Below are 25443 nucleotides of genomic sequence, written 5' to 3' on the forward strand. Positions count from 1 at the left end.
CTGTTTCCGCGGGCATGCGCACGGCCCTGCGCGAGCTGGGCAAGGGCTGCCTGGCGGCCTGGCACGAGCCCGTCCTGATCGTGCCCGGGGAGCACCACGGCGACCGCCGGACCGCGCAGGGGCGCGTGATCACCCTGCCCGGGCCGCTGCTGCCCGGGACCGGCGCCCTCAACCTCCGGACGGCGCACGCCTACGCGCGCGTGGTGTGCACCACCGGGTTCGCGGAACGGGCGTTCGCGCGCATCGGCGCCCGCAACGTCGTACGGGCGCCCCTGGGCGTCGACCTGCGGGACCGCCACCCCGGGGCGCACGATGCGGACCTGCGGGCGTCGGCCTCGGTGGCCTCGGCGCCGGCGGCCCTGCCGGACCGGGCCCCGCCGGCACGGCGTCTCCCGCCGGACTCCCCGGACTCCCCGGACCCTTCGAGCTTCGCGGACTCTCCGGACTCTTCGAACCTCCCGGACTCTCAGAGCTCCCCGAACCCCTCGGTTTCCTCGGCTTCCTCGGTTTCTTCGGTTTCCTCGGCGGCCCCGGTCCTCCCGGTCCCCTCCGCCTCCCCGGGGCCCCTGTCACCTGCGGCAGGCCGGCCGGACGCGGCCTGAGGCCGCGTTCCCGAGGCGTACGGGGGTACGGGGTCCCCGCTCCGGAGGGGGACCGGAGGGGGAAGCGCGCCGGAGCCCGCTTCCGGTGGCCGTGCCGGCGGCTCAGCGGCGGCGCACCGGCACGAACCGCACCGGTGTGCCCGGCCGGGCCTGGGCGGCGGCGGGCAGGTCCGCGGAGTCGGTCACGGCGATCACCGGATAGCCCCCGGTGGTCGGGTGGTCGGCGAGGAACACCACCGGTCCGCCGTCCGGCGGGACCTGCACCGCCCCGAGGACCACGCCCTCGCTGGGGAGTTCACCGGTGCGGGCCCGCTCCAGGGGCGGGCCCTCCGTGCGCAGGCCGATCCGGTTGCTCGTGGCGGACACGCGGTAGACGCGGGTGGTGAGGGTGCGCACGGCCGCCTCCGTGAACCAGTCGTCGCGCGGGCCGGGCGTCACCCGCAGGACCAGCTCCGCCGGCGGCGCGGGCTGCGGGGCCACGTCCACGCGCGCGGGCGGCGCGGACGGACGGCCGAGCGGCAGCACGGTCCCGTCCGCGAGGGGCGGCGGGCCGAGCCCCGACAGCAGGTCCGTGGAGCGGCTGCCGAGCACCGCCTCGACCACGACGCCCCCGGAGACCGCGACGTAACCGCGTACGCCCGAGACGGCCGGCCCGACCGACAGCAGGGCGCCCGCGGGCACCCGCACCGGTGCGCCCCAGGGGGCCGGGCGGCCGTCCACGCGGACGGCGCACGGGGCGCCGCCGACGGCGACGGCGACCGCCGACCGGGGCCGCAGGTCGCACCCGCCGAGGGTGGTCTCCAGGACGGCCGCCCCGGGCGCATTGCCGACCAGTCGGTTGACCAGGGCGGCGGCCGGGGCGTCCAGGGCGCCGGAGCGCGGCACGCCCAGGTGGGCGTGGCCGGGCCGGCCGAGGTCCTGGACGGTGGTCAGCGCCCCGGCCCTGACGACGGTGAGCGCGCGGTCCGTCATGCGCGCCCGGCGGGGACGGATCGTGCCCGGACGTCCGGCGACGGCGGCGCGGCCGGCCGGCTCCCGCGGTCCCGCGGCACCATCGCGTACGCCGTGGCGACCGGCCTCCGGAGGCCGGGGCAGCGGCCGCCGCCGGGGCCGGGGTCGAGGTGGATCGGGGTCATGACAGCAGTCTCCGCCCGTGCGGCGCCGAGCGGTACCGCCCGTCGGGCCACGTGATACCGCCCGTCGCGCTGCCCCCGCGGTACCGCCCGCCGGACCGTGCCGGCAGCGCCGCCTGCCGGGCCCGACCGCGGTACCGCCCGCCGGGCCACGCGGTACCGCCCGTCGCGCCGGGCCCGTGGTGGTGACCGTCGGCCGTGCCCGCGGTCCTGCCTCCTGGGCGTGCCCGCGGGCACGGCAACCATGGGCACGGCACCGCGGGCACGCCCAGGAGGCCGTGCCCGCGATGCCCGTCCGGCGGGCCGCGCACCCGGTGCCGTCCTCAGGCCACGCGGTACTGCTCGTCGCGGGCGTCGGTGACGAACATCTGCCCCGGCGCGTGGGTGATCGCGAACGGCGGCCGGGAGGCCATCACCGCCGCCTGCGGGGTCACGCCGCAGGCCCAGAACACCGGGATGTCGTCCCGCTCCAGGTCCACCGGGTCGCCGAAGTCGGGCCGGGAGAGGTCCTCGATGCCGAGGACGCCGGGGTCCCCGCAGTGCAGCGGGCTCCCGTGCACCGAGGGCATCAGGGAGGACTCCCGGATCGCCGCCCCCAGGTGCTGCGGGGGCACCGGCCGCATGGACACCACCACCGGGCCGCGCACCCGGCCCGCGGGACGGCACCGGCGGCTCGTCACGTACATGGAGACGTTGCGGCCCTGCTCGATGTGGCGCAGCGGGACGCCCGCCCCGGCCAGCGCCCACTCGAAGGTGAAGCTGCAGCCGATCAGGAACGACACCAGATCGCCGCGCCAGCGGTCCAGCACGTCCGTCGGCTCCTCCACCAGCTCGCCGTGCTCCCAGACCCGGTAGCGCGGCAGGTCGGTGCGCAGGTCGGCGCCGTCCGCGAGCACGGTGGTCCAGGAACCGGCGTCCGTGACGTCCAGGACCGGGCACGGCTTCGGGTTGCGCTGGCAGAACAGCAGCATGTCGTACGCCCAGTCCGCGGGTACCGAGATCAGGTTCGCCTGCGTGTGGCCCGCGGCGCAGCCGGCGGTCGGGCCCGAGAGCCCGGCGCGGAAGCGGGAGCGGGCCTGTGCGGCGGTCCACGCGTGCGCGCGGTCGTCCAAGGGGTTCTCCAAGGGGTGCGGGCGCAGGCCCGGGACGGGGTTCCGGGCGAGGTCCGAGGTGAGGTCCCGGGTGCTGTTCACTGAGGTCACTGGAGCTCCTTCCCACGGGTCTCCGGCAGCCCGAGCAGGGCCAGCGCCGCGAGACCGTATCCGATCGCGCCGAAGACGAGCGCGCCGCCGACGCCCCAGCCGTCGGCCAGGAAGCCGACGGTGGTGGGGAAGACCGCGCCCACGGCACGGCCGGTGTTGTACGTGAAGCCCTGCCCGGTGCCGCGCACGGCCGTCGGGTACAGCTCGCTGAGGAACGAGCCGAAGCCGCTGAAGATCGCCGACATGCAGAAGCCCAGCGGGAAGCCGAGGACCAGCAGCAGGGTATTGGCCCCGGCGGGGATGTTCGTGTACGCGACGATGCACGCCGCCGACAGGACCGCGAAGAGCAGGATGGTGCGCTTGCGGCCCAGCCGGTCGGTGAGGTGGCCGCCGGTCAGGTAGCCGACGAAGGCCCCGGAGATCAGGAAGGCGAGATAGGAGCCGGTGCCGACGACCGACAGGCCGCGCTCCGTCTTGAGGTACGTGGGCACCCAGGTGTTCAGCGTGTAGTAGCCGCCCTGGACGCCCGTGGAGAGCAGGATCGCGAAGAGGGTGGTGCGCAGCAGGCCGGGCCCGTCCTCGGTGCTCCGCCCGAAGATCGCCGCGAACGACCCCCTCCGTGCGCTCCGCTCGCGCCGGGCGGCCGCCTCCGGGGCGTCCTCCACGTGACGGCGCAGCCAGACGACGAGCACCGCGGGCAGGGCACCGCTCCAGAACATCACCCGCCAGGCGAGGTCCTCGTCCAGGAACTGGAACACCAGCGTGGAGACGACCACCGCGAGCGCCCAGCCGACCGCCCAGGAGCTCTGGACGACGCCCAGGGTGCGGCCCCGGTTGCGGGCGCTCGCGTACTCGGCCACCAGGACGGCGCCGACCGCCCACTCGCCGCCGAAGCCGAGCCCCTGGAGGGCCCGGAACACCAGCAGCGTCTCGTAGTTGGGCGCGAAGCCGCACGCCACGGTGAACACGGCGTACGTCAGAACGGTGATCATCAGCGCTCTGACCCGGCCGATCCGGTCCGCGACCACGCCCGCGACGGCGCCGCCGACGGCCGAGACGACCAGCGTGACGGTGGTGATCAGGCCGGTCCGGCCGCTGTCCAGACCGAAGGACGCGGCCACCGCGACCATGCTCAGGGGCAGGACGAGGTAGTCGTACGAGTCCAGGGCGTAGCCGCCGAAGGCGCCCGCGAAGGCGCGGCGGCCGCGTGGACCCAGCTCCCGCAGCCAGCCGAGCGCGCCGTCGCCGGCCGAGGGACCGGCGGCCTCGACGGGCTTCCCGGCGGCAGGGGTCCGGGGACGTGGGGTCGTACTCATGGGCACCTCGCAGATGAGGGACGGGAGGGTGCGTGAGGTCGAGCCGTGCCGTGCAGTGCAGTGCCATGTGGTGCCGAGCCGGTGCGGTGCCCGGGCCGAGCCCGGACCGTGGGTGCCGTGCCGAGGGGTGCTGAGCCGTGCCGCGCCGTGTCGAGTGGTGCCGGGCCGTGCTGTGCCGTGCGGGAATCGTCGGCGTCACCGCGCCGCATGGGCGGGTCCGTTCCCAGCAAGGTAGGGGATCGTTGAACGATCCCTCAATACCCATGTTGTTTCGTTCTGGTGTCTGCGCTTGAATTCGGGCGTGGCCGAACTGAACGGACTTGCGGACGACCGGGCGCTGCTGGGCCGCACCAGCACCGCCGAGCGTGTCTCGGACATCCTGCGGAGCCGGATAGCGGAAGGGTTCTTCCGCCCCGGCCAGCGGCTGTCGGAGGACAGCATCGGGAGCGCCCTCGGCGTCTCCCGCAACACGCTGCGCGAGGCCTTCCGGCTGCTCACGCACGAGCGGCTGCTCGTGCACGAGCTCAACCGCGGGGTCTTCGTCCGGGTCCTGACCGTGGAGGACGTCGAGGACATCTACCGCACCCGGAGCCTGGTCCAGTGCGCGGTCGTACGGGGCCTCGGCGAGCCCCCGTACGCCGTGGAGCGGGTGGCCGCCGCCGTCGCGCACGGCCTGCGCTCCGCCGAGCAGGGCGACTGGAAGGGCGTGTCGACCGCCAACATCCACTTCCACCAGGAGCTCGTGGCGCTCGCCGGCAGCGAGCGCACGGACGAGCTGATGCGCAGCGTCTTCGCCGAACTCCGGCTCGCCTTCCACGTCGTGGCCGACCCGCGCCTGCTGCACGAGCCGTACCTGGCCCGCAACCGGCGGATCCTGACCGCGCTCCAGGAGGGCCGCCGCGACGAGGCCGAGCGCCTCCTCGCCGGCTACCTCGACGACTCCCGCGACGGCCTCGTCGAGGTGTACGGACGCCGGATGGCGAAGGCGGAGCAGCAGACGGACTGACGGCGCGCCGGCGGGCAGGACAGGCCCGGCCCGGGGCGAGCGGGCCTGCCAGGTCCGGGCCGGGCGGCTCGCGGGCCCGGGCGGGCGGCCGTGCCCGGCCAGGGCGTCTGCGCCGTTTCGACCGGTGTCAGACCGAGGACCTAGTCTGTGCACGTGACTTCGCCTGCATCGACGGACAGCGTTCCGCCCCAGCTCAGCGCGGGGCCGCGGCCCGCGCCGGGCCCGGCCGCCGACGAGGGTCTGGCGCGGCGCCTGCGCGCGCTCGCGTGCACCGCGCCGCTGCACGACCTGGACGCCCGCAAGGCGAACCTCGCGGGCGAGTACTCGGTGTACGGCATGGCCGAGGTCGCCCTCGCCGCGATCGACCTCGTCACGCTGAACATGGACTTCGACACGGGCGCCGACCACGAGCAGATAGTGGCCCGGCTGATCCCGCGCATCGCCGCGCAGGCTCCCCGGCGGCCGGTGGCGGAGCACGAGCGGGTGGCCCGCTGGGTCCTGGAGAACCTGATCAACGTCGGCAGCGTCGACCGCGGCTTCCGCGCGGTGTACGGCACGTTCGCGCCCGACGGCTCCTACGTGCGCCGCGACTACGACTTCAAGCTGATCGAGGAGGTCCCCGGCTACGGCGGGAGCGTCTACCTGCGCACCACCGACGAGGCGGTCAACGTCCTGGTCGGCGCCCTGGACACCGACGTCACCAGCGCGCAGATCGCCGCCGAGGTGAAGCTGGACATCCTCATCAGCAGAGGCCGCCTCGCCGACGCGCAGCTCGCCGCCGAGCAGGCCCGCTACCGGACGGTGCAGTACTCGGAGTCCCTGCGCAGGGCCCTGGACGCCACCCGGCGCAACGTACGGGCGGTGGACTGGCTCCAGGCGATCCCCGACATGATCGCCGAGGCGCTCGACCACGTCGCCGACCGCTACCGCCACGAGAACGCGATCCTCACCAACATCCGCAAGGCCCGCGACGAGACAGAGGACCCCGGCCACAAGCGCCGCGCCGCCGAGCTGGTCGACATCGTCAAGGACTGCATCCGCCGCCACACGCAGCTGCAGTCCCGGCTCCTGGAGGCCGGCCCGCTGTTCCGCGCGGAGCAGGACCGCCAGGTCTTCGCGACCCCCATGACCACGTCCGGCACGGACCTGTACGCCCACCTCCTCGCGCCGGTGCTGCCACTCCCGGTGGAGCAGGCGCTGCGCGTCACGGACGCGTTCTTCGCCCGGGGCACGGGCCTGCGCACCCCCGGTTCCGTCCGCGTGGGCGACCTCGTCGACCTGCTGCTGACCCCGCCGGCGGAGCGCGAGCACCTCGGGGCCGAGATGCCCGAGCCGGACCTGATCGCCACCCCCGACGACAGCCGCTTCAGCGAGGAGCAGCTGGCCGCCGCCACGGAGCTGCTCGACCTTCCGGCCGACGCGCCCCGAAGACTGTCCGGACTGCTCGCCGAGGCCCGCCGCCGCGACCCCGACCTGCCGTACCTGGTCGCCCTGCTGGCCGTGCACGCGGCCAGTCCGCCGGTCGGCACGGCCTACCGCCAGGGCGAGGAGAAGCTGCTGTTCGCCGTGGACGACGGCACCGAGCTGGACGACCCGGAGTTCGGCGGCGCCGACCTCATCGTGGGCACGGCCCTGCTGGACGCCGCGGGCATGGCGGCGGACAGGACGGAGGCCGCGTGAACGCGCAGCACCGGGCGGACGCACGGCGGCGGCGCCGTGGGGACGCGCGGCACCGTGCGGGCATGTGCCCCGGCCCGCCCTCCGGCCCCACCCCGACCCCCCTCATCCCGTACCCCCGCAAGGAGCTGTTCCCGTGACCGAGTACGTCGACCGGTCCGAGCCGGACGTCGTCCCCGCGGCGCCGTCGGCGCCCGTGCCGGCCGCCGTGACCCCGGCCGACGCCGCCGACGCGGCCCGGCTCGTCGCCTTCGGGCTCCAGCCCAAGCTGCAGCCGGCCCGCGACCAGGAGTACGCCGACCTGCTGCGCCGCTACCGCGAGGACCCGCCGTTCGCCCGGCTCGCCGACGCGGTGGCCACCGGCCTCGGCCTGGTGGTCCTGGAGGTGTCCCCGCGCGCGGGGATGGCCGTCACCGCCGCCGAGGACTCGGTCTTCGCCGTCCGCATGGGCGACTACGCCCGCCGCGCCGCGACCGACTCCGGCGACCGCTTCCTGCACGGCCTCGCGCACCTCGCCGTCGCCGCGATGGCCTTCCCGCGCCCCGAGGACCTCGCCGACGACGCCTACATCGGCCGTGTCACCGTCAACGGCGTCGACTCCTTCGTCCGCCAGGCCTGCCGCCGCCTGGAGGAGCGGGCCGCCGAGCAGGGCGAGAACACCGACCCGGCCAGCGACGCCCCGGGCCTGGAGGCCGCCTGGCGGATCTGGCACCGGCGCAGCTCCGCCGGCGCCACCAAGGACGCGCGCAGACTCCCCGGCTCGACCACCGGCATCGTGGGCAAGGCGGTCGCCTTCCTCACCGACTCCGGGTTCCTCCAGCGCACCGGCGACGACGCGGGAGGGACGTACCGCACCACCGCCCGCTACCAGCTCCAGGTGCGCGACATGGCCGGCAGCGCCGCCCTGGCCGAGCTGACCGAGCTGGGCATCGTGCCCGTCACCGACGGCACCGCCGCCCTGCTGCCCGCCGAGGACACCGACGACCTCGACCTGGTGGCCGACGCCGGACTGCCCTTCCACTCCTGAGCCCGGACGCCGGCGGCCGCCGCCCCGCCCCGTCCGGCTCCCCGGCCCCAGCCCCCCGCCCCCGACCGACGATTTCGACGACGAGAGTCCGCCATGTACGAGCTGTCCCGCATCCGCCTCTACTCCATCGGGCCCGCCGGTGCGCGCTACGCCGACACCGTGCTGGACCTGCGGGGCGTGGGCGACCTCGTGCCCGACCCCGCCCCCACCCAGGCGGAGTTCTTCGAGGAGGAGCCGTCCGGGCCGCCGCGCCGGCCGGCCCCCGCGGGCGTGCTCTTCCTGGAGAACGGCGGCGGCAAGTCCGTCCTGCTCAAGCTGATCTTCTCGGTGATGCTGCCGGGCCACCGCAACACCCTCGGCGGCGCCAGCTCCGGCGTGCTGCGCAAGTTCCTGCTCGCCGACGACTGCGGGCACGTCGCCCTGGAGTGGCAGCACACGCAGACCGGCGAGTGCGTCGTGGTCGGCAAGGTGAGCGAGTGGCGCGGGCGGCAGGTCTCCAACGACCCGCGGAAGTTCGCCGAGGCCTGGTACTCCTTCCGGCCAGGACCCGGCCTGAGCCTGGACAACCTGCCGGTCGCCGAGTCCACGGCCGTACGGCCCCCCGCCGAGGGCGCCTCGGGCGCGCGCGGCCGGCGCCGCACGATGAAGGGCTTCCGGGACGCGCTCACCGAGGCGGGCAAGGCGTACCCGCACCTGGAGGTGCACTGGGAGGAGATCCACGACCGCTGGAACGAGCACCTCGGCGACCTCGGCCTCGACCCCGAGCTCTTCCGCTACCAGCGGGAGATGAACGCCGACGAGGGCGAGGCGGCCGGCCTCTTCGCGGTCAAGAAGGACTCCGACTTCACCGACCTGCTGCTGCGCGCGGTCACCGACACCCGGGACACCGACGGGCTCGCCGACCTCGTCGGCGGCTTCGGCAACAAGCTCGGCCGCCGCGCCGAGCTGATCGCCGAGCGGGACTTCACGGCGGGCTCCGTCGACCTGCTGGGCCGCATCGTCGACGCGGCCGGCACCCGCTCCCGCGCGCGGGACGTCCACGCCGGAGCCGAGCGCCGCACCAGGACCCTGGCCCGGCGGCTGTCCGCCCGCGCCGTCCAGGAGCGCACCCGCGCCGCCGACCTGGCCCAGCAGGTCACCGCCGCGGCGCACACGGTCACCCGGGCCGAGGAGGCCCGTTCCACGAGCGCCCTGATCGCGGCCGAACTGGCCTACCGGCACGCCTCCCTGGCGCTCGCCGCCGCCGAGAAGTCCGCCGCCGCGCAGAAGCGCGAACTCGCCGACGCGCGGACCCTGCACTCCGCGTGGCAGGCCGCCGAGGCCGTCCTGCGCCACCGCGCCGCCGCCGACCGCTCCGCGCGCGTGGCCGCCGCCATCCGCGAGGCCGAGCGGGACGCGGCACCGGCGCTCGCCGCGCGGGCCAGGGCCGCCGTCGATCTCGTACGCGCCCTGCACGCCGCCGCCGAGCGCGCGGAAGGCCTCGCCAACGAGGAGGAGGAGCGTTCGGCCGCCCTCCAGGAGACCGGTGAGAGCGCCCACCGCGACGCGACGACCGCCGCCACCGAGGCCCAGCGCGCCCGCAGCGAGGCCGGGCACCTGCGGCAGCGGCTCGCCGAGGTCGAGCAGGAGACCGCCGAGGCCGTCCGCGCCGGCTGGCTCGACGACACGGCGCCCGACGCCGACCCGGCCCGCGCCGCGCTCGCCGCGAGCGACGCCGAGAAGTCCGCCGTCGCCGCCTGGGACGCCGCGCGCGAGGCGTCCGCCCGGGCCGCCGAGCACGCCCGCGCCACTGCGTCCGCCGAGTCCCGCGCCGAGCTGACCGCCGCCCGCGCGGCGGACGCGGCCGCCGCCGCCGAGCGCGCCCACGACGCCGAGCGGCGGGCGGCGGACGCCCTGGCCGCCGAGGAGCGTCTGGCGGAGCTGCTGAGCCTGCCGAGCAGTGCCGGACAGCGGTCCGGCCTGCCGCGGCCCCGGCCGTCGGACGCGGAGGCACCGCACGACGGCGAGGACGCGGACGGGGGCGCCCTCGGCGCCGAGGAGCTGGACCGCTACGCCGACGAGCTGCGCGAACTGCTCGACGACGCCGTCTCCTCCGCCGAGCGCCAGCTGTTCGAGCTGCGCACCGCCGCCGCGGACGACTCCCGCATCCTGGGCGCGCTCGGCGACGGCGGCCTGCTGCCGCCCGGCCCCGACGTGCTGGCCACCGTCGAGTACCTCGGCGAGCACGGCATCCCCGCCCTGCCGGGCTGGCGCTACCTCGCCCAGGCCGTCGACCCCGCCGACCACGCGCGCGTGCTCGCCGCCCGCCCCGAGCTGGTCGACGGCGTGATCATCACCGATCCCGACACCCACGCCCGGGCGCGCGAGGCGCTCTCCGAGGCCGCGCTGCTGCCCCGCTCCGCCGTCGCCGTCGGCACCGCCGCCGCGCTGCTGGCCCCGACCCCGGCCCCGCAGGCGGACGACGGCGGGGTGTTCCTCGTCCCGCCGAACCCGGCCATGCACGACGAGCACGCCGCCGACGAGGAGCGGCAGGCGCTGCGCACCCGCGCCGCCGAGCGCGACGAGGAGATCCGCACGCTCGCCGCCCGGCTGGGCAAGGACCGCGAACTGGCGGCGCGCCTCGCCTCCTGGCGCTCCGGCTGCCCCGCGGGCCGCCTCGCCGAGCTCGCCGCCGCCGCGCACGAGGCCCGCGCCTTCGCCGAGGAGGCCGAGGCCGAGCTGGCCGAGGCCCGCACGCAGCGGGCGGAGGCCGAGGAGGCCGCCGCGGAGGCGGCGCACGTGCGCGACGAGCGGCAGGACGCGGCCCAGCGGGCCCGGCGCGCCGCCGACGCCCTCGCGGGCCTCGCCTTCCGGCTGCGCGAGCGGGCCGGCTGGCAGGCCAAGCTGCGCGAGCTCGCCGACGAGGCGGCGGAGTCCGAGGCCCGCGCCCAGGTCTGCCTGGAACGCGCCCGTGCCGCCGACGAGGACCGGCGCGCCGCCCAGCGTGCCGCCGACGACGCCCGCCGCACGGCCCGCGCGCTGCGCGCCGAGCGCGCGGAGATCGCCGGCGCCCCCGACGACGTACCGGAGGAGCCGGAGGGCGGCGCCTCCGGCGCGGGGCCCCGGGCCTCGCTGCCCGCGCTCCGTGAGGCATACCGGGCCGCCTCCCAGGTCTACGAGAAGGTCGGCGTGGGCGCCGACCTGCGCGCCGAGCAGGCCCGCGCGGAGAGCGACGAGAGCGCGGCCCTCGCCGAACTGGAGCGGCTGAGCAACAAGGTGCGCACGCGCGCCGCCCAGCTCCTGGAGTCGCCCGACGGCTCAGACGGGCCCTCCCGGCAGGCCGCCGCCGCCCGCGCGGAGGAGCTGGTGCAGCTCCTCGAGACGCGCATGTCGAGTGCGAGCGAGCAGCTCGGCCGGCTGCGCGGCGAGGCCGAGCGGCACGCGCCCGAGGACGGCGAGGCCCACACCGAGCTGCCCGGGGAGCTGGTGCCCGCCGACGCCGAGCACGCCCAGGTGCTGCTGCGCACGGCCACCGCCGAACTCGCGGCCCGTACGGAGGAGCTGGCGCGGGCCCGGGAGGCGCACGCCGGACTGCTCGACGCCCACCGCGCCGCCGAGGACGCGGCCGGCGGCTTCGACGAGACGGCCGCCCTCCTGCGCGACCTGCTGCGCGAGCCCGCGGCGGACGACGAGGAGGCGCCCGAGCCGTACCCGGGCACGCTGGAGGAGGCGCGCCGGAGCGCCGGCGAGGCCCGCCGCTCGCTGCGCGGCTGCGCCGCCGACCTGTCCGCCGCCGAGGCGGCCGTGCGCGAGGCGAGCGACGTCCTCGTCCGGCACGCCAACTCCACGCGCTACGAGCAGGTCCGCACCCCCGCCCGTCAGCAGATCCGCGAACTGCCCGCCTCCGCGCTGCCCGAGCACGCGCAGAAGTGGGCGGACGCCTTCGCCCCCCGGCTGCGCGTCCTCACCGACGAGCTGGCGCAGCTGGAGCGCAACCGCGACTCGATCGTCGACCGGCTGCGCGGCCTCGTGGAGTCCTCCCTGGCCACCCTGCGCTCCGCGCAGCGGCTGTCCCGGCTGCCGGAGGGGCTCGGCGAGTGGTCCGGGCAGGAGTTCCTGCGCATCCGCTTCGAGGAGCCCGACCAGGCCACCCTCACCGAACGGCTCGGCGAGGTCGTCGACGAGGCGACCCGCGCGGCCGTGCGCAAGAACTCCGACCTGCGCCGCGACGGCATGTCGCTGCTGCTGCGCGGCGTCGCCGCCGCCCTCCAGCCCAGGGGCGTCGCCGTGGAGATCCTCAAGCCGGACGCCGTGCTGCGCGCCGAGCGCGTCCCGGTCGGGCAGATGGGCGACGTGTTCTCCGGCGGGCAGCTGCTCACCGCCGCCATCGCGCTCTACTGCACGATGGCCGCGCTGCGCTCCAACGACCGGGGCCGCGACCGGCACCGGCACGCGGGCACACTGTTCCTGGACAACCCCATCGGCCGCGCCAACGCCACGTACCTGCTGGAGCTCCAGCGGGCGGTGTCGGACGCCCTGGGCGTCCAGCTGCTCTACACCACCGGTCTGTTCGACACGACCGCGCTCGCCGAGTTCCCGCTGGTCATCCGTCTGCGCAACGACGCCGACCTGCGGGCGGGCCTGAAGTACATCAGCGTGGAGGAGCACCTGCGGCCGGGCCTGCCGCAGCAGGCGCCGGCCGGTGAGGCGGTGCACAGCGAGATCACGGCGACGCGGATGTACAAGCGCCCGGCGGCGCAGGGGAGTTGACCCGGGCGGTCCGGCCGCTCCGTCCCGTCCGGGACGGAGCCGCCGGACCTCTTCCGCGCCCCCGCGCGCTGACGGTCCCGTCAGGACGACGCGGCGAAGCGGGCTGTCCGGACGACGCGGCGAAGCAGGTCGTCAGGACGCCCCGGCGGAACCGGGCACCGGCCGGTCCGCCTCCGTCCGCCTACGGGTGCGACAGCTGCCCGGTGCCGCCCCGGCGCCGTATCCGCGCCTGGGCGCGCTCGGCGGCGCGGGCGCGCCTGCGGGCGACGCGCCGCTCGCGGCGCAGGGCGCGGGCCGTGCTGCTGGGTTCGGACACCACGCCGTTGCGCTGGTTCCACACTTGACGCGTCACCCAGACGTCGAGCACGCCCCACGTCGCCACCACCGTGCTCACGACGCTGCTCACGACCATGGGGAACGCCAGCCACGAACCGGCCATCGTGCACAGGAACGCCACCACCGCCTGGATCAGCGTGACGGCGATGATGAGGACGGCCCGCACGGCCGACGTCCGCACCGGGTCGGGCAGCCGCCGTCTGCGCGCGGGCTCCTCTATCCACAACGGGCGGTAGTACGCGCGCTCCTCCTGCTCGGCCGCGCCGTCCCCGGCCGTGTCCGCGTCCCGCCGTGCCACCAGGGCCGTCGTGCCTTCCGCCTCGGACGTCCCCCGCCGCTCAGCCGTGCCCATCAACTCGTCACTCCCCACCGCCGGCAGACAGTTCGCTCCGGTGTCACGAGACCCCGGCCGTACCTCTGGACTGCCCGGCTTGCGCTGCTTTACGCCACCTGAGCGCGGCGCCGGGACCCGGTGCCCGGGTCCTCCCCCTCTTCCCGCATACAAGGACGCACGGCACGCCGGGAAGATTCCCGCCGGACGAAAATTCCGGCCGGTTCCCCGCCCCCGTCACGCGACGGGCCCGCCGGGCCCGGGGGGAGGGGGAGGCGATCTCCCGCCATGCCCGGACAACTGCGGATGTCTCGTGCGCCTTTGCCGCCGGGCCCGTGGACAGACCTTCGAGATACCTGTGGGTCGGTAGTAGGCTCACGCCGTTTATTGACGCACATGTGTGCTCCCGGGCCTGCGGGGGCGAGCTGGGGGAGGCCATGCGCTTTCGCGGGAAGTCCATCCGCAGGAAGATCGTGGCGCTGCTGCTCGTGCCGCTGGTGTCCCTGACGGCCATCTGGGCCTTCGCCACCGTGCTCACCGGACGCGAGGTCCAGGAGCTCTACTCCGTCACGTACGTGGTGAAGAAGGTGGGGCACCCCGCCGAGGACGTCGTCCGCGTCCTGCAGGACGAACGCCGCCAGTCCCTCGTCTACCTCGCCGACCCGCGGGCCTCCGACGCCCTCGCCGACCTGCGGCGCACCCGGGCCGCCACGGACGAGGCCGTGGCCGCGATCCGCGCCGGCGCGCGGAACCCCGAGGTCCGCGACCAGCTGGGCGAGGGCACCGGGGACCGCCTCACCGCGCTGCTCGACGCCCTGGACGGCATGCCGTCCCTGCGCCGCAGCGTCGAGGGGACCGCCGTCACCCGCTCCCAGGCCCTGGAGCTCTACAACCAGCTCGTCGACCCCTGCTTCGTGCTGCTGTCCAACCTCAACGTCCTGGAGGACGTGGAGATGGCCAAGCAGGGCCGCATCCTCGTCAACGTCTCGCGCGCCCGCGAACTGCTCTCGCGCGAGGACGCGCTCCTCGGCTCGGCCCTCGTCACCGGCCGCCTCACCGACCAGGAGCAGCGCGACGTCTCCGACCTCGTCGCCCAGCGCACGCTCCTGTACGACATCAGCCTGCCCCTGCTCCCGTCCGACGAGGGCGTACGGTACGAGAACTACTGGAAGAACGCCTCCTCCGGGCCCCTGCGCGCGGCCGAACAGGACGTCGCCACCACCGATTCCGGCGCACCCGGCTCCGTGACCGCGCGGGGCTGGGACGAGAGCGCGGGCACCGTCCTGAAGGACCTCGCCGAGCTCGACGCGCAGGCGTCGGACCGCTACCAGGACCGGGTGCGCCCGGTGGCGATCGGCGTGATCGCCACGGCGGGCGTCGCGGGCGTCCTCGGCCTGGTCGCCGTGCTGGTCGCCCTCTTCATCTCCGTCCGCATCGGCCGCGGCCTCATCCGCGCCCTCGAGCAGCTGCGCCTGGAGGCCCACGACGCCTCCGAGGTGCGGCTGCCCGCCGTGATGCGCCGGCTGTCCGCCGGCGAGCGGGTCGACGTGGAGACCGAGGCGCCGCGCCTGGAGTACGACAGGAACGAGATCGGCGAGGTCGGCCGGGCCCTCAACTCGCTGCAGCGCGCGGCCGTCGAGGCCGCCGTCGGACAGGCCGAGCTGCGCGCCGGCGTCTCCGAGGTGTTCGTCAACCTCGCCCGCCGCAGCCAGGTCCTGCTGCACAAGCAGCTCGCCCTGCTCGACACCATGGAGCGCAGGACCGAGGACACCGACGAACTGGCCGACCTGTTCCGCCTCGACCACCTGACCACCCGGATGCGGCGCCACGCGGAGGGCCTCGTCATCCTCTCCGGCGCGGCCCCCTCCCGGCAGTGGCGCAGGCCGGTGCAGCTGATGGACGTGGTCCGCGCGGCCGTCGCCGAGGTCGAGGACTACGAGCGCATCGAGGTGCGGCGGCTGCCCCGGGTGGCCGTCGCGGGGCCCTCGGTCGCCGACCTCACCCACCTCGTGGCCGAACTCCTGGAGAACGCCACGGTGTTCTCGCCCCCGCACACCGCCGTCCAGGTGGTCGGCGAGCGCGTCGCCAACGGCTTCACCCTGGAGATCCACGACCGCGGCCTGGGCATGGCCGCCGACGCGATGCTCGACGCCAACCTGCGGCTCGCCGAGACCTCCGAGTTCGAGCTGTCGGACACCGACCGGCTCGGGCTGTTCGTGGTCAGCCGGCTCGCCCGGCGGCAGAACGTACGCGTCTCCCTGCAGCCCTCCCCGTACGGCGGGACGACCGCCGTGGTCTTCGTCCCCGAGGCGCTGCTCACCGACGACGAACCGGACACCAACGGCGCGGGCTTCCGCCTCGACCGCGTCCTGCCCGGCAAGGACGGCGGCGACCACCGCAGGCCCGCCCCGCCGGTCTCCGCCCCCGTCGAGCTGCCCGGACCGCCGGCCTCGATCCTGGACGGGCCGGTCGTACCGGGGCCGCGGACCGGCCCGGACGCGCTCGACGGCCTCCCGGGCGCGCCCGGCGACGGGGACGGCGGACGCGGCGTCCTGCGCCCGCGCCGCCCGGCCGGCGGCGTCCCGGCCGAGCAGCACGGGCAGGCGGACGCCGCGGGGGAGGAGCGGACCCGGCCCGGCGGCACCGCCCGGCAGGACGGCCTCGCCCCGCTGCCGCGCCGCAGGACCCCCAAGCTCGTCAGCTCCAACGGCCGCCCCGTCAACCGGACCCGCCCGCGCAGAAACGTTGCGGAGGAACCCGAGGCCGTACGCGGACGGTCCCTGGAGCCCGAGGAGCCCCGGAGGACCGAAGCCCCCCGAGGGACCGGGACCGACGGCCCCCGGGGCACCGGCGGATCCGAAGGGCCCGACGGGCCCGGGGCCGCGGCCGGCGAGCGCGCCGACGGCCGACCGCAGGGCGGACGGCCCGCCCCCGGCCCGGCGGCCGGCGGCACGGGCGGCCCCGCCGGGAGCCTGCCGCGGCGCCTGCGGGACGATGAAGCGCGGCGCACCGCCGACGCGCCCGGCCCGGACGGTTCCGCCGCCCCGGCGCGGGACGGCGCGCCGGCGCCCGGCGGGCTGCCCCGCCGGGTGCGGCAGGCGAACCTGGCACCGCAGCTGAAGGACGACCGGCGCAACCGGCACGAGGCCGCCCGCACCGCCGGGGCCGACGTCACCGAGCGCGACGCCGACGAGGTACGCAGCCGTATGGCATCGCTCCAGCGTGGCTGGCAGCGGGGCCGTGAGGAGAACGCGGCCGGCGACGACGCCCGGCGGCACGGCACAGCACAACGAACCACAGAGGGGGACGGTCGATGACCGCACCGAAGGCGACCGACCACATCGCGTCCGACGCGGGCTCGGGGGAGCTGAACTGGCTCCTCGACGACCTGGTGGAGCGCGTCGGCAGCATCCGCAAGGCACTCGTGCTCTCCGGGGACGGGCTGCCCACCGGGTTCTCCAAGGACCTCTCCCGCGAGGACAGCGAGCACCTGGCCGCCGTGGCGTCCGGGTTCCACAGCCTCGCCAAGGGCGTCGGCCGCCACTTCGACGCGGGCGGCGTGCGCCAGACGGTCGTCGAGCTGGACGACGCCTTCCTGTTCGTCACGGCCGCCGGCGACGGCAGCTGCCTCGCCGTCCTGTCCGACGCCGACTCCGACGTCGGCCAGGTCGCCTACGAGATGACGCTCCTGGTGAAGCGGGTGGGCGTGCACCTGGGAGCGGCGCCGCGCACCGACCTGCCCGCGGGCGGGTAGTGGCGTGACATGAGCGGAGACCGTCAGGGAACCCCCCACTGGTTCGACGACGAGGCCGGGCCCGTGGTCCGCCCGTACGCCATGACGCGCGGCCGCACCAGCACGGCCGGGCAGCACCGCCTGGACCTCATCGCCGTGGTCGTGGCCCAGCCGCACGCGGCCGGGGCCGAGGCGGACCACGCGCTGTCCCCGGAGCACCTGGACATCGTCGGACTGTGCCGCGACACCCCCCGGTCGGTCGCCGAGCTCGCCGCGGAACTCGACCTTCCCGTCGGGGTGGTCCGCGTCCTCATAGGCGACCTGGCGGAGGAGGACATGGTGCGCGTGAAGCGTCCGGTGCCCCCGGCCGAGCTGCCGGACGAGAGCGTCCTGCGCGACGTGATCGACGGTCTCAGGGCGCTGTGACCGGCGGCCGGGCCACGACGGTCTCCCGCCGGCCCCGGACCGCGGCTCTGCGCGGTCCGGGACCGGCGACGCGGCGGACGCCGGTCCCGGCGCCCCGCCCGTCACCGAGTCACCGGGCGGCGGCGGACAGGTCCACCGGCGCGCGACACCAGCGAGTCAGGAGAAGAAAGCGATGATCTTCGGGCGTTCCGAGCGCGGCAGGGCTCCCGTCGAGCCCGTCACGCTCAAGATCCTCGTGGCCGGCGGCTTCGGCGTGGGCAAGACGACGTTCGTCGGCGCGGTCAGCGAGATCAAGCCCCTGCGCACGGAGGAACTCCTCACCGAGGCGGGCCGTCCGGTCGACGACCTGAGCGGCGTCGAGGGCAAGCACACCACCACCGTCGCCATGGACTTCGGCCGCATCTCGGTCCGCGAGGACCTGGTGCTGTACCTCTTCGGCACGCCCGGGCAGGAGCGGTTCTGGTTCATGTGGGACGAGCTGTCCACCGGCGCGCTGGGCGCCGTCGTCCTGGTCGACACGCGCCGCCTGGAGGACAGCTTCGCGGGCGTCGACTACTTCGAGCGGCGCGGCATCCCCTTCGTCGTCGGCGTCAACTGCTTCGACGGCGCGGACCGCTACCCGCCCGAGGACGTCCGCCAGGCCCTCGACCTCGACCCCGGGACGCCCGTGGTGCTGTGCGACGCCCGGGACCGCGCCTCGGTCAAGGACGTCCTGGTCACCGTGGTCGAGCACGCGATGCGCCGGAGCGCGGGCCACCGGGCCCCGGTCGCCTGACGCCCGGTGCCCGGCCGGCGGGCACGCGCGTCGCGACGGCCCTCCGCGCGCGGGTGCTGCGATGACCCTCCACGCGCGCGTGTGCCATGACGGGTCCCGCGTGCGTGTGCCATGACGGGTCCCGCGTGCGTGTGCCATGACGGGTCCCGCGCGTGTGCGCCACGGCATCCGGTCCGGCCGGCGCCGGTCAGCCCGCGCCGTCCTCGTGCCAGCCGAAGCTCCGCTCCACCGCCCTGCGCCAGTTGCGGTACTCGCGGTCGCGCACGGAGGCGTCCATGGCCGGCGTCCACTCGACGTCCTTGCGCCAGTGGGACCTCAGCTCGTCGAGGTCGTTCCACACGCCCGTGGCCAGGCCCGCCGCGTACGCCGCGCCCAGGCAGGTCGTCTCGGAGACCTTCGGCCGCACCACGGGGACGTCCAGCACGTCCGCCTGGTGCTGCATCAGCAGGTTGTTGCCCGTCATGCCGCCGTCGACCTTCAGGGACGTGATGCGCACCCCGGAGTCCTGGTACATGGCGTCCACGACCTCGCGCGTCTGCCAGCTCGTCGCCTCCAGGACGGCGCGCGCCAGGTGCGCCTTGGTGACGTACCGGGTCAGCCCGGTGATCACCCCGCGTGCGTCGGAGCGCCAGTAGGGCGCGAACAGGCCGGAGAACGCGGGCACGATGTACGCCCCGCCGTTGTCCGGCACGCTCGCCGCCAGCGTCTCGATCTCGTCGGCGGTGCGGATGATGCCCAGCTGGTCGCGGAACCACTGCACCAGCGCGCCGGTGATCGCGATCGACCCCTCCAGGCAGTACACCGGCGCCTCGGTGCCGATCTTGTAGCCCATGGTGGTGAGCAGCCCGCTCTTGGACGGAACGGGCCGGCCGCCGGTGTTGAGCAGCAGGAAGCTGCCCGTCCCGTAGGTGTTCTTGGCCGAGCCCACCTCGTAGCAGGCCTGCCCGAACACCGCCGCGTGCTGGTCGCCGAGGGCCGAGGCGACCGGCACCCCGGCGAGCTGGCCCACGGCCGTCCCGTACACCTCGGAGGAGGAGGCGATCTCCGGCAGGACCGACTCGGGGACGTTCATCGCGGACAGGATCGTGGGGTCCCACTGGAGGGTCGAGAGGTTCATCAGCATCGTGCGCCCGGCGTTGGTCACGTCGGTGACGTGCCGGCCGCCCTCCACGCCGCCGGTGAGGTTCCAGATGAGCCAGGAGTCGACGGTCCCGAAGGCGATCTCGCCCCGCTCGGCACGGGCCCGCAGGCCGGGCACGTTGTCGAGCAGCCAGGCCGCCTTCGGGCCGGAGAAGTAGCTGGCCAGCGGCAGGCCCGTCTGCTCGCGGAAGCGGTCCTGCCCGTCCGTGCCGCCCAGTTCGGCGCAGAGCGCGGAGGTACGGGTGTCCTGCCAGACGATCGCGTTGTGCACGGGCTTGCCGGTGGCGCGGTCCCACAGGACCGTCGTCTCGCGCTGGTTGGTGATCCCCAGGGCGGCGAGCTGGTCGGCCCGCAGCCCCGCCTTCGCGAGCGCCCCGGCCACCACGGCCTGCACCTTGGACCAGATCTCCGTGGCGTCGTGCTCCACCCAGCCGGGCTTGGGGAAGATCTGCCGGTGCTCGCGCTGGTCCACGGAGACGATCGCGCCGTCCCGGTCGAAGACGATGCAGCGGCTGGACGTGGTGCCCTGGTCGATGGCCGCGACGTACTGCCGGGCGTGGTCGGTCATGACGTCGTCCCCTTCGTCAGAAGGCTGCGTTGTAGATGAGGCCGGCGAGGACCGCGCCGATCAGCGGTCCGACCACGGGGATCCAGGCGTAGCCCCAGTCGGAGGTGCCCTTGTGCGGGATCGGCAGGAACGTGTGCACGATCCGCGGGCCGAGGTCGCGGGCCGGGTTGATCGCGTAGCCCGTGGGACCGCCCAGGGAGAGGCCGATGCCGACGACCAGCAGGGAGACGATCAGCACCAGGGTCCCGGACTCGCCGAGGCCCTTGGTGAGACCAAAGGCGAGGATCGGCAGCACCAGGGACATCGTGGCGACGATCTCGGTGAGCAGATTGGCGACCGGGTTCCGGATCTCGGGGATCGTGGAGAAGATCCCGAGGGTCGGCACCGGCTCGTCCTCCGTGCCCTCCGTGGTGCCCACCCGGCGCTCGTTGGCCCGGAACTGCGCCAGGTACGTCAGGTAGGCGAGGACGGCGCCGATCATGGCCCCGACGAGCTGGCCGAGCACGTAGACCCAGACCTTGCCCCACCTGCCGGTGTCGACGGCGATGCCGACCGTGACGGCCGGGTTGAGCTGCCCGCCCGACAGCGGGGCCGCCGTGTACGCGCCGGCCAGCACGCCGAGGCCCCAGCCGAACGCGATGACGACCCAGCCCGCCGCCCGCGCCTTCGAGTACCTGAGGGTGACGGCGGCGCAGACCCCGGCACCGAACAGGATCAGGATCGCCGTGCCGATGACCTCGCCGACGAAGATGTCTCCGTTGCTCATGGCGGCTCCCAGTTCCTCCGGAGCGGTTCCGCCCCGGTCCACCGGTGCAAGGTGCGTGCGCCTTTCCGTGGCCGCGTCCGCCGGGACGGGACCCGTCCCGCGGTCCCGCGCCCGTCCGGCGTCCGTGGACGAGCGTGCCGTCGCGGCCGGGCCGCCCGTGGGGGAGAGGGCCTTCGCACGGCCGGGGCCCGTGGGGCGCCGTGTCCGGACGTGCCGGGAGGGCGGTGACGCCGACCGACACCCGGCAGTGTTCACCGGCGGTCTGGGAGCGTCAAGGATGCGAACGGCAACGGCCGAGCCGTGCGTCGGCGGCCCTCCGGACGGTGCGAAACAGCCCGCTCGTACCGGTTCAGGCGGTTCGTCCGCGGCGGACTCCGCGGGGCGGAGAACCACAGGAGCCCCAGGGGCGTCCGTAGGGAACACGGGGACGGCCGGGACCCGCGGGGGTGGTTCCGGCCGTTCCCGCCGCGCGTCCGCCTCCGGAGCAGCGGCCGCCGCCGGGCCGCGGCTGTCCCAGGAACCGCGGCCGCCGCCGGAACCACGATTGTTTCCGAACCGCGGCTGTTTCCGGAGCACGGCCGCCTCCGGGCCGCGGCCGTCGCCCGTGCCGTCCCGGCGCGCACGGCCGCCCGCGGGCCGTTCCGTGTCCCCCGAAGGGGCGCCGGCCGCACACGGCCGCTTCCCGACAGGGACCCGCACCTGGTAGATGCAAGGTGCATGACACGACTTCCCGCCGCGGTGCGCGGCCTCGTCACCGCGTTCGCCGCCCTGCTGGCCGTCACCACCGCCTCCGCGCCCGCCCGGGCGACACCCGGCCCGAAGGCCCCCGCGGACTTCGTCGCCCTGCGGTCGGTGGACCGCACGATCATCGAGGAGATCCGCTACGCCACCGCGCACAACTTCGTCGGCGAGCGGATCACCGGCTACCGGCAGCCGCTGTGCATCCTCACCCGGCCCGCCGCCGAGGCGCTCCGCGCGGCCCAGAGCAGACTGCGGAGCACGGGCTACGGCCTGAAGGTCTACGACTGCTACCGGCCGCAGCGCGCCGTCGACCACTTCGTCCGCTGGGCGAAGGACCCGGACGACCAGGCCATGAAGACCGAGTTCTACCCGGACGTCGACAAGTCCCGGCTGTTCGAGGACGGTTACATCGCCGAGAGGTCCGGCCACAGCCGCGGCTCCACCGTGGACCTCACCCTGGTGAGGCTCCCGGCCGCCCCCACCCGCCCGTACGTCCCCGGGGAGCCCCTGGTGCCCTGCTACGCCCCCGAGGGCGAGCGCTTTCCCGACAACTCCGTGGACATGGGCACCGGTTACGACTGCTTCGACACCCTGTCGCACACCCTGGACCCGCGCGTCCAGGGCGAGCAGCGCGCCGACCGGCTGCTCCTGAAGGACACCCTGGAGGGCCTCGGCTTCGTCAACCTCGCCGAGGAGTGGTGGCACTTCACGTACCGGCCCGAACCGTACCCGGACACCTACTTCGACTTCCCCGTGTCACGGGCGTCCCTGACCCGCGCCTCCTGAGGCGAACCGTTCCGACGCTCCCGGCGCACGGGGCCTGCGGGTGATCGGCTACAGTCCGCGGCGTGTCACCGACCGAGAACCCATCCGTCGACTCCGCACCCGGCAGTCACTGTTCGAGCTGCGGAGCACCCTACGGGGACGCCGTCTCCGGCTGGCCCCGCACCTGCCCCTCCTGCGGCACGGTGGCCTACCGCAACCCGCTGCCCGTGGCGGTGGCCCTCCAGCCCGTGTACGACACGGAGGGCACCGCCCTGGTGGTCGTCACCCGGGCCATCGCCCCCCGGCGCGGCGGCGTCGCCCTGCCCGGCGGCTTCATCGACCACCAGGAGGACTGGCGCGCCGCCGTCGTCCGGGAGCTGAAGGAGGAGACGGGCATCGACGCGGCGGGCCGCGACGTACGGCTCGCCACCGCGATGAGCTCCTCCGACGGGCACCTGCTGCTCTTCGGCCTGCTCCCGGAGCGCCCGGCCGCCGACCTGCCGGAGTCCGCGGCCACGGACGAGACCGAGGGGTGGCACCTGCTCCGCAGGCCCGCCGAACTCGCCTTCCCGCTGCACACGGCGGCGGCCCGGGCCTGGTTCGAGGGCCGCTACTGACAGGCGCCCGCAGGACGCCCGGGAGCCACCACGGCGGCGCCCGGGCGTCCTGCGGGCGCGGTCACGGGGCGCCCGGACCGCGCACGCGCACCGGGCGGGACGGCTCCTCGGGGCCGTTCTCGCCGTGCCGCTCGACGACGACCCGGCCGCCCCGGAGGCGGGTCACGTACCGCTCGGTCACCGGTCCCTTCCCGTCGTCCGCCGCGGTCACCACGAGCCCGCCGCCGGTGCGCCCGCGCGCGGGCGCCCACGCCTCCAGTTCGAGGCCGCCGTCCTCGCCCCGCACGGGCAGCACGGCACCCGCGCGCGCGAGCACCGGTATGCGCGACGGAGGAGCGTCGACCAGCACCCGGCCCGGACCCTCGTACGCCTCCCCGGTCACCGTGTCGTACCAGCGCCCCTGGGGCAGCCGCACCGCACGCCGGTCCGTGCCGGGCGCGAGGACGGGCGCCACCAGGAGGCACTCGCCGAGCAGGAAGGCGTCCTCGCAGTCGCGCAGCGCCCGGTCCTCGGGAGCGGCCCACCACACGGGCCGCACGACGGGCACCCCCGTCCGCCGCGCCAGGTGCGCCAGCGTCACGAAGTGCGGCAGCAGGCGCCGGCGTCCGGCGAGCGCCGCGCGCGCGTGCTCCAGCGCCTCGCCGCCCACGCCCCAGGGGTCGCCGTGCCCGGCCCGCGGTCCCGCCTGCGTGCGCAGCAGCGGGAAGTACGCGCTCATCTGCAGCCGGCGCACGAACAGCTCGGCCGACCCGGAGGCGGAGCCGGCGTCCTGCGGGCCCACGTCGCAGCCCGCGTACGGCACGCCGCACAGCCCGAGCCCGATCACCCGCGACAGCGCGGCGCGCAGCCCCGGCCAGCCCTCCGGCACGTCCCCCGAGCAGACCCCGCCGTAGCGCTGCGTCCCGGCCCACCCGGACCGGGAGAGGACGAACGGCTCCTCCGGGCGCACCGGTCCGGGCAGTCCCTCGTGGGCCGCCCGCGCCATGCACAGGGCGTACACGTTGTGCGCCTCGCGATGGCCGCCCCCGCGGCCCTCCAGGGCGTACCGGGCGGGCCACGGCGGACCGGAGGCCGCGCGGCCCCGCGGCGCGTCCACGGTGAGCCGGAAGCCCGCGAACCCCTCCGCGAGCAGCTCCTCATGGCGCTCGCCCCACCACGCACGCACGCGTGCGTGCGTGAAGTCCGGGCGCACCGGTTCGCCCGGCCGCCCGGGGACCCGCGCCGCCCGCCCCGCCGTCTCCCGCGCGAGGCCACCGGCCCCGCCGCCGTCGTGCACGGCGTCCCCCGGCTCCGCCCGGACCACGGACCCGACCTCCGCCACCAGCCGCGTCCCGTCCCGCCGCAGCTCCTCCGCGAGCACCGGCAGCTTCGGGAAGCGGTCCTGGTCCACGGTGAACGGCCGGTGCTCCCCGGGGCGGCCCGCGTCCAGGTGGACCGCGTCGAGCGGGATCCCGCGCGCGCGGTGGTCCGCCACGGCCCGCCGCACCTCCCGCTCGTCGCCGGGGCCCGCGTACCGGTGGCCGAGCGCCCACGCGGGAGGCTGTGCCGCCGCCCCCGTCAGCGCCGCCCAGGCGTGCAGCACCCGCCCCGGGGTGCCCACCATCACCCAGCAGCGCAGGGGCCCGCCGTCCATGCGCAGCTCCCCGCCCCCGTCCCGGTCGTGCCCGGACCCGGCGCCCTCCCGGCCCTCGCGCAGCCGCAGCGTGCCGTCCCAGGTGTTGTCGTGGAACACCAGGTGGGCGCCGGCGTCCGACACCACCAGCTGCACCGGCACGGTGACGTGCGGCCCGTCCGCGCCGGGGCCGCGGCCGGCGCCGGGCCCGCCGTTCCACAGCCGGTACGTCCCGTCGCGCAGCCGCGGCCCGGCGTCCTGGCCGCCGAGCCCGAAGAACCGGGCGTCGGGGGCCACCTCGAAGCGCTGCATCCAGCGCCCCGGGCCCCCGCCGACCGGCTCCCACCACCGCGGCGGCAGGTCGCGCCGCAGGGTCAGCCCGCCCGGGGTGCGCACCTCCACGGCGCCGTGCCGCGAGACGACGACCGTCACGCGCTCGGCCACGACCCGCCAGGCGCCGTCCTTGTCCGGCTCCAGGACGGCCCGCGGATCCGCCTCGGGTGCCCGGCCGCCCGGCAGCGCGTACGACGGCCCGGGCCCGGCGCCGTCCCAGGCCCAGAAGACGGCGCCGTTCACGGCGACGGTGACGCGCAGCTCCGACCTGGCGAACCGGACGACCCCGCCGCCGGGTCCGGGCTCCGCGTCCCGCACGAGCCCGGGCACCCGCGCCCGCTCGGCACCGCGCTGCGCCGGGAGGGCGGCCTCGAGACGCCTCCTGCGCCACGCGGCCCACGCGGTGCGCACCCCCTGCGCGGCCTCCGCCGCCGAGCCGACCGCCTTCACCGAACGCACCAGGTCACGACCTTCCATGCTGCTCACCCTGCCATCGACGGACCCGCGCGCGGGAGGCGTTCAACTGCCGTTCACCGGTGGCCGGCCCGCATCTTCACCAGCAGGGTCGTACGGAGTAGACCCTGGTGC

At 75.9% G+C, this 25443-nt stretch carries 17 protein-coding genes and 1 pseudogene; 11 read left to right on the forward strand and 7 right to left on the reverse strand.

The genetic code is table 11. From position 1 onward, the window contains the following. Nucleotides 1–14 precede the first annotated feature (14 nt). A pseudogene (locus IE271_RS26160) lies at nucleotides 15–329 on the forward strand (glycosyltransferase); the annotation flags it as partial. Between the two features lie 375 nt (nucleotides 330–704). On the opposite strand, the gene IE271_RS26165 reads toward IE271_RS26160, so the two are convergent. The 3 genes from IE271_RS26165 to IE271_RS26175 all read right to left on the reverse strand — a co-directional run bounded on the left by IE271_RS26165 (nucleotide 705) and on the right by IE271_RS26175 (nucleotide 4253). After that, nucleotides 705–1574, reverse strand: coding sequence for a 5-oxoprolinase subunit C family protein (locus IE271_RS26165; RefSeq protein ID WP_190192888.1), 870 nt, complete (start codon nucleotides 1572–1574; stop codon nucleotides 705–707). Between the two features lie 484 nt (nucleotides 1575–2058). Continuing rightward, on the reverse strand, nucleotides 2059–2874 hold the full coding sequence (locus tag IE271_RS26170; protein WP_190192909.1) for a putative hydro-lyase: 816 nt from the start codon (nucleotides 2872–2874) through the stop codon (nucleotides 2059–2061). Between the two features lie 59 nt (nucleotides 2875–2933). Further along, entirely contained in the window at nucleotides 2934–4253 is a 1320-nt protein-coding gene (locus IE271_RS26175; protein WP_190192889.1) for an MFS transporter, read from the reverse strand. 301 nt (nucleotides 4254–4554) lie between these two features. Between IE271_RS26175 and IE271_RS26180 the strand changes: the two genes are divergently transcribed. The 4 genes from IE271_RS26180 (at nucleotide 4555) to IE271_RS26195 (ending at nucleotide 12712) form a co-directional block, all read left to right on the forward strand. Further along, the gene (locus tag IE271_RS26180) at nucleotides 4555–5259 is read left to right on the forward strand and encodes a GntR family transcriptional regulator (protein ID WP_190192890.1); all 705 of its coding nucleotides are present in this window, start codon (nucleotides 4555–4557) and stop codon (nucleotides 5257–5259) included. A gap of 153 nt (nucleotides 5260–5412) precedes the next feature. Then, complete coding sequence (locus IE271_RS26185; protein ID WP_190192891.1) at nucleotides 5413–6939, forward strand: hypothetical protein; 1527 nt, start codon at nucleotides 5413–5415, stop codon at nucleotides 6937–6939. A gap of 133 nt (nucleotides 6940–7072) precedes the next feature. After that, nucleotides 7073–7963 (forward strand): hypothetical protein, encoded by an 891-nt coding sequence (locus IE271_RS26190; RefSeq protein ID WP_190192892.1) that lies wholly within the window; start codon nucleotides 7073–7075, stop codon nucleotides 7961–7963. Between the two features lie 93 nt (nucleotides 7964–8056). Further along, the gene (locus tag IE271_RS26195) at nucleotides 8057–12712 is read left to right on the forward strand and encodes a hypothetical protein (RefSeq protein ID WP_190192893.1); all 4656 of its coding nucleotides are present in this window, start codon (nucleotides 8057–8059) and stop codon (nucleotides 12710–12712) included. 181 nt (nucleotides 12713–12893) lie between these two features. Here the strand turns inward: IE271_RS26195 and IE271_RS26200 are convergent, their stop codons facing one another. Beyond that, the gene (locus IE271_RS26200) at nucleotides 12894–13400 is read right to left on the reverse strand and encodes a hypothetical protein (RefSeq protein ID WP_190192894.1); all 507 of its coding nucleotides are present in this window, start codon (nucleotides 13398–13400) and stop codon (nucleotides 12894–12896) included. Between the two features lie 416 nt (nucleotides 13401–13816). Here IE271_RS26200 and IE271_RS26205 point away from each other — a divergent pair, with 416 nt between their 5' ends. From IE271_RS26205 to IE271_RS26220, 4 genes are all read left to right on the forward strand, one after another. Beyond that, nucleotides 13817–16696 carry a sensor histidine kinase gene (locus IE271_RS26205; protein ID WP_190192895.1) on the forward strand — a complete coding sequence of 960 codons (2880 nt, stop codon included), beginning with the start codon at nucleotides 13817–13819 and terminating at the stop codon, nucleotides 16694–16696. Further along, the gene (locus tag IE271_RS26210) at nucleotides 16693–17133 is read left to right on the forward strand and encodes a roadblock/LC7 domain-containing protein (RefSeq protein WP_190192896.1); all 441 of its coding nucleotides are present in this window, start codon (nucleotides 16693–16695) and stop codon (nucleotides 17131–17133) included. Before IE271_RS26205 ends, IE271_RS26210 begins: the two co-directional genes overlap by 4 nt. A gap of 9 nt (nucleotides 17134–17142) precedes the next feature. Beyond that, on the forward strand, nucleotides 17143–17538 hold the full coding sequence (locus IE271_RS26215; protein ID WP_190192897.1) for a DUF742 domain-containing protein: 396 nt from the start codon (nucleotides 17143–17145) through the stop codon (nucleotides 17536–17538). Nucleotides 17539–17710: 172 nt separating this feature from the next. Then, a complete protein-coding gene (locus tag IE271_RS26220) occupies nucleotides 17711–18313 on the forward strand; it encodes a GTP-binding protein (protein WP_190192898.1) in 603 nt (200 codons plus the stop codon). 187 nt (nucleotides 18314–18500) lie between these two features. Here IE271_RS26220 and glpK read toward each other — a convergent pair whose 3' ends face one another. Both glpK and IE271_RS26230 read right to left on the reverse strand, forming a co-directional pair. Further along, entirely contained in the window at nucleotides 18501–20021 is a 1521-nt protein-coding gene (gene glpK, locus IE271_RS26225) for a glycerol kinase GlpK (RefSeq protein ID WP_190192899.1), read from the reverse strand. Nucleotides 20022–20037: 16 nt separating this feature from the next. Beyond that, complete coding sequence (locus tag IE271_RS26230) at nucleotides 20038–20787, reverse strand: MIP/aquaporin family protein (RefSeq protein ID WP_190192900.1); 750 nt, start codon at nucleotides 20785–20787, stop codon at nucleotides 20038–20040. Between the two features lie 717 nt (nucleotides 20788–21504). On the opposite strand from IE271_RS26230, the gene IE271_RS26235 reads away from it, so the two are divergent. Both IE271_RS26235 and IE271_RS26240 read left to right on the forward strand, forming a co-directional pair. Further along, nucleotides 21505–22314 carry a M15 family metallopeptidase gene (locus tag IE271_RS26235; protein WP_190192901.1) on the forward strand — a complete coding sequence of 270 codons (810 nt, stop codon included), beginning with the start codon at nucleotides 21505–21507 and terminating at the stop codon, nucleotides 22312–22314. 62 nt (nucleotides 22315–22376) lie between these two features. Next, nucleotides 22377–22910, forward strand: coding sequence for an NUDIX domain-containing protein (locus IE271_RS26240; RefSeq protein WP_190192902.1), 534 nt, complete (start codon nucleotides 22377–22379; stop codon nucleotides 22908–22910). A gap of 61 nt (nucleotides 22911–22971) precedes the next feature. Here IE271_RS26240 and IE271_RS26245 read toward each other — a convergent pair whose 3' ends face one another. After that, nucleotides 22972–25332 (reverse strand): glycoside hydrolase family 31 protein, encoded by a 2361-nt coding sequence (locus tag IE271_RS26245; protein WP_190192903.1) that lies wholly within the window; start codon nucleotides 25330–25332, stop codon nucleotides 22972–22974. Between the last annotated feature and the right edge of the window lie 111 nt (nucleotides 25333–25443).

This window comes from Streptomyces minutiscleroticus (assembly GCF_014650875.1).
Lineage (GTDB): Bacteria > Actinomycetota > Actinomycetes > Streptomycetales > Streptomycetaceae > Streptomyces > Streptomyces minutiscleroticus.

Excerpts from the sequence above, each read along its gene's own strand:
- IE271_RS26165 (WP_190192888.1), bottom strand. The coding sequence starts at position 1,574 with ATGACGGACCGCGCGCTCACCGTCGTCAGGGCCGGGGCGCTGACCACC.
- IE271_RS26175 (WP_190192889.1), bottom strand. The coding sequence starts at position 4,253 with ATGAGTACGACCCCACGTCCCCGGACCCCTGCCGCCGGGAAGCCCGTC.
- IE271_RS26195 (WP_190192893.1), top strand. The coding sequence starts at position 8,057 with ATGTACGAGCTGTCCCGCATCCGCCTCTACTCCATCGGGCCCGCCGGT.
- IE271_RS26200 (WP_190192894.1), bottom strand. The coding sequence starts at position 13,400 with ATGGGCACGGCTGAGCGGCGGGGGACGTCCGAGGCGGAAGGCACGACG.
- IE271_RS26205 (WP_190192895.1), top strand. The coding sequence starts at position 13,817 with ATGCGCTTTCGCGGGAAGTCCATCCGCAGGAAGATCGTGGCGCTGCTG.
- IE271_RS26210 (WP_190192896.1), top strand. The coding sequence starts at position 16,693 with ATGACCGCACCGAAGGCGACCGACCACATCGCGTCCGACGCGGGCTCG.
- IE271_RS26215 (WP_190192897.1), top strand. The coding sequence starts at position 17,143 with ATGAGCGGAGACCGTCAGGGAACCCCCCACTGGTTCGACGACGAGGCC.
- IE271_RS26220 (WP_190192898.1), top strand. The coding sequence starts at position 17,711 with ATGATCTTCGGGCGTTCCGAGCGCGGCAGGGCTCCCGTCGAGCCCGTC.
- glpK (WP_190192899.1), bottom strand. The coding sequence starts at position 20,021 with ATGACCGACCACGCCCGGCAGTACGTCGCGGCCATCGACCAGGGCACC.
- IE271_RS26230 (WP_190192900.1), bottom strand. The coding sequence starts at position 20,787 with ATGAGCAACGGAGACATCTTCGTCGGCGAGGTCATCGGCACGGCGATC.
- IE271_RS26235 (WP_190192901.1), top strand. The coding sequence starts at position 21,505 with ATGACACGACTTCCCGCCGCGGTGCGCGGCCTCGTCACCGCGTTCGCC.
- IE271_RS26245 (WP_190192903.1), bottom strand. The coding sequence starts at position 25,332 with ATGGAAGGTCGTGACCTGGTGCGTTCGGTGAAGGCGGTCGGCTCGGCG.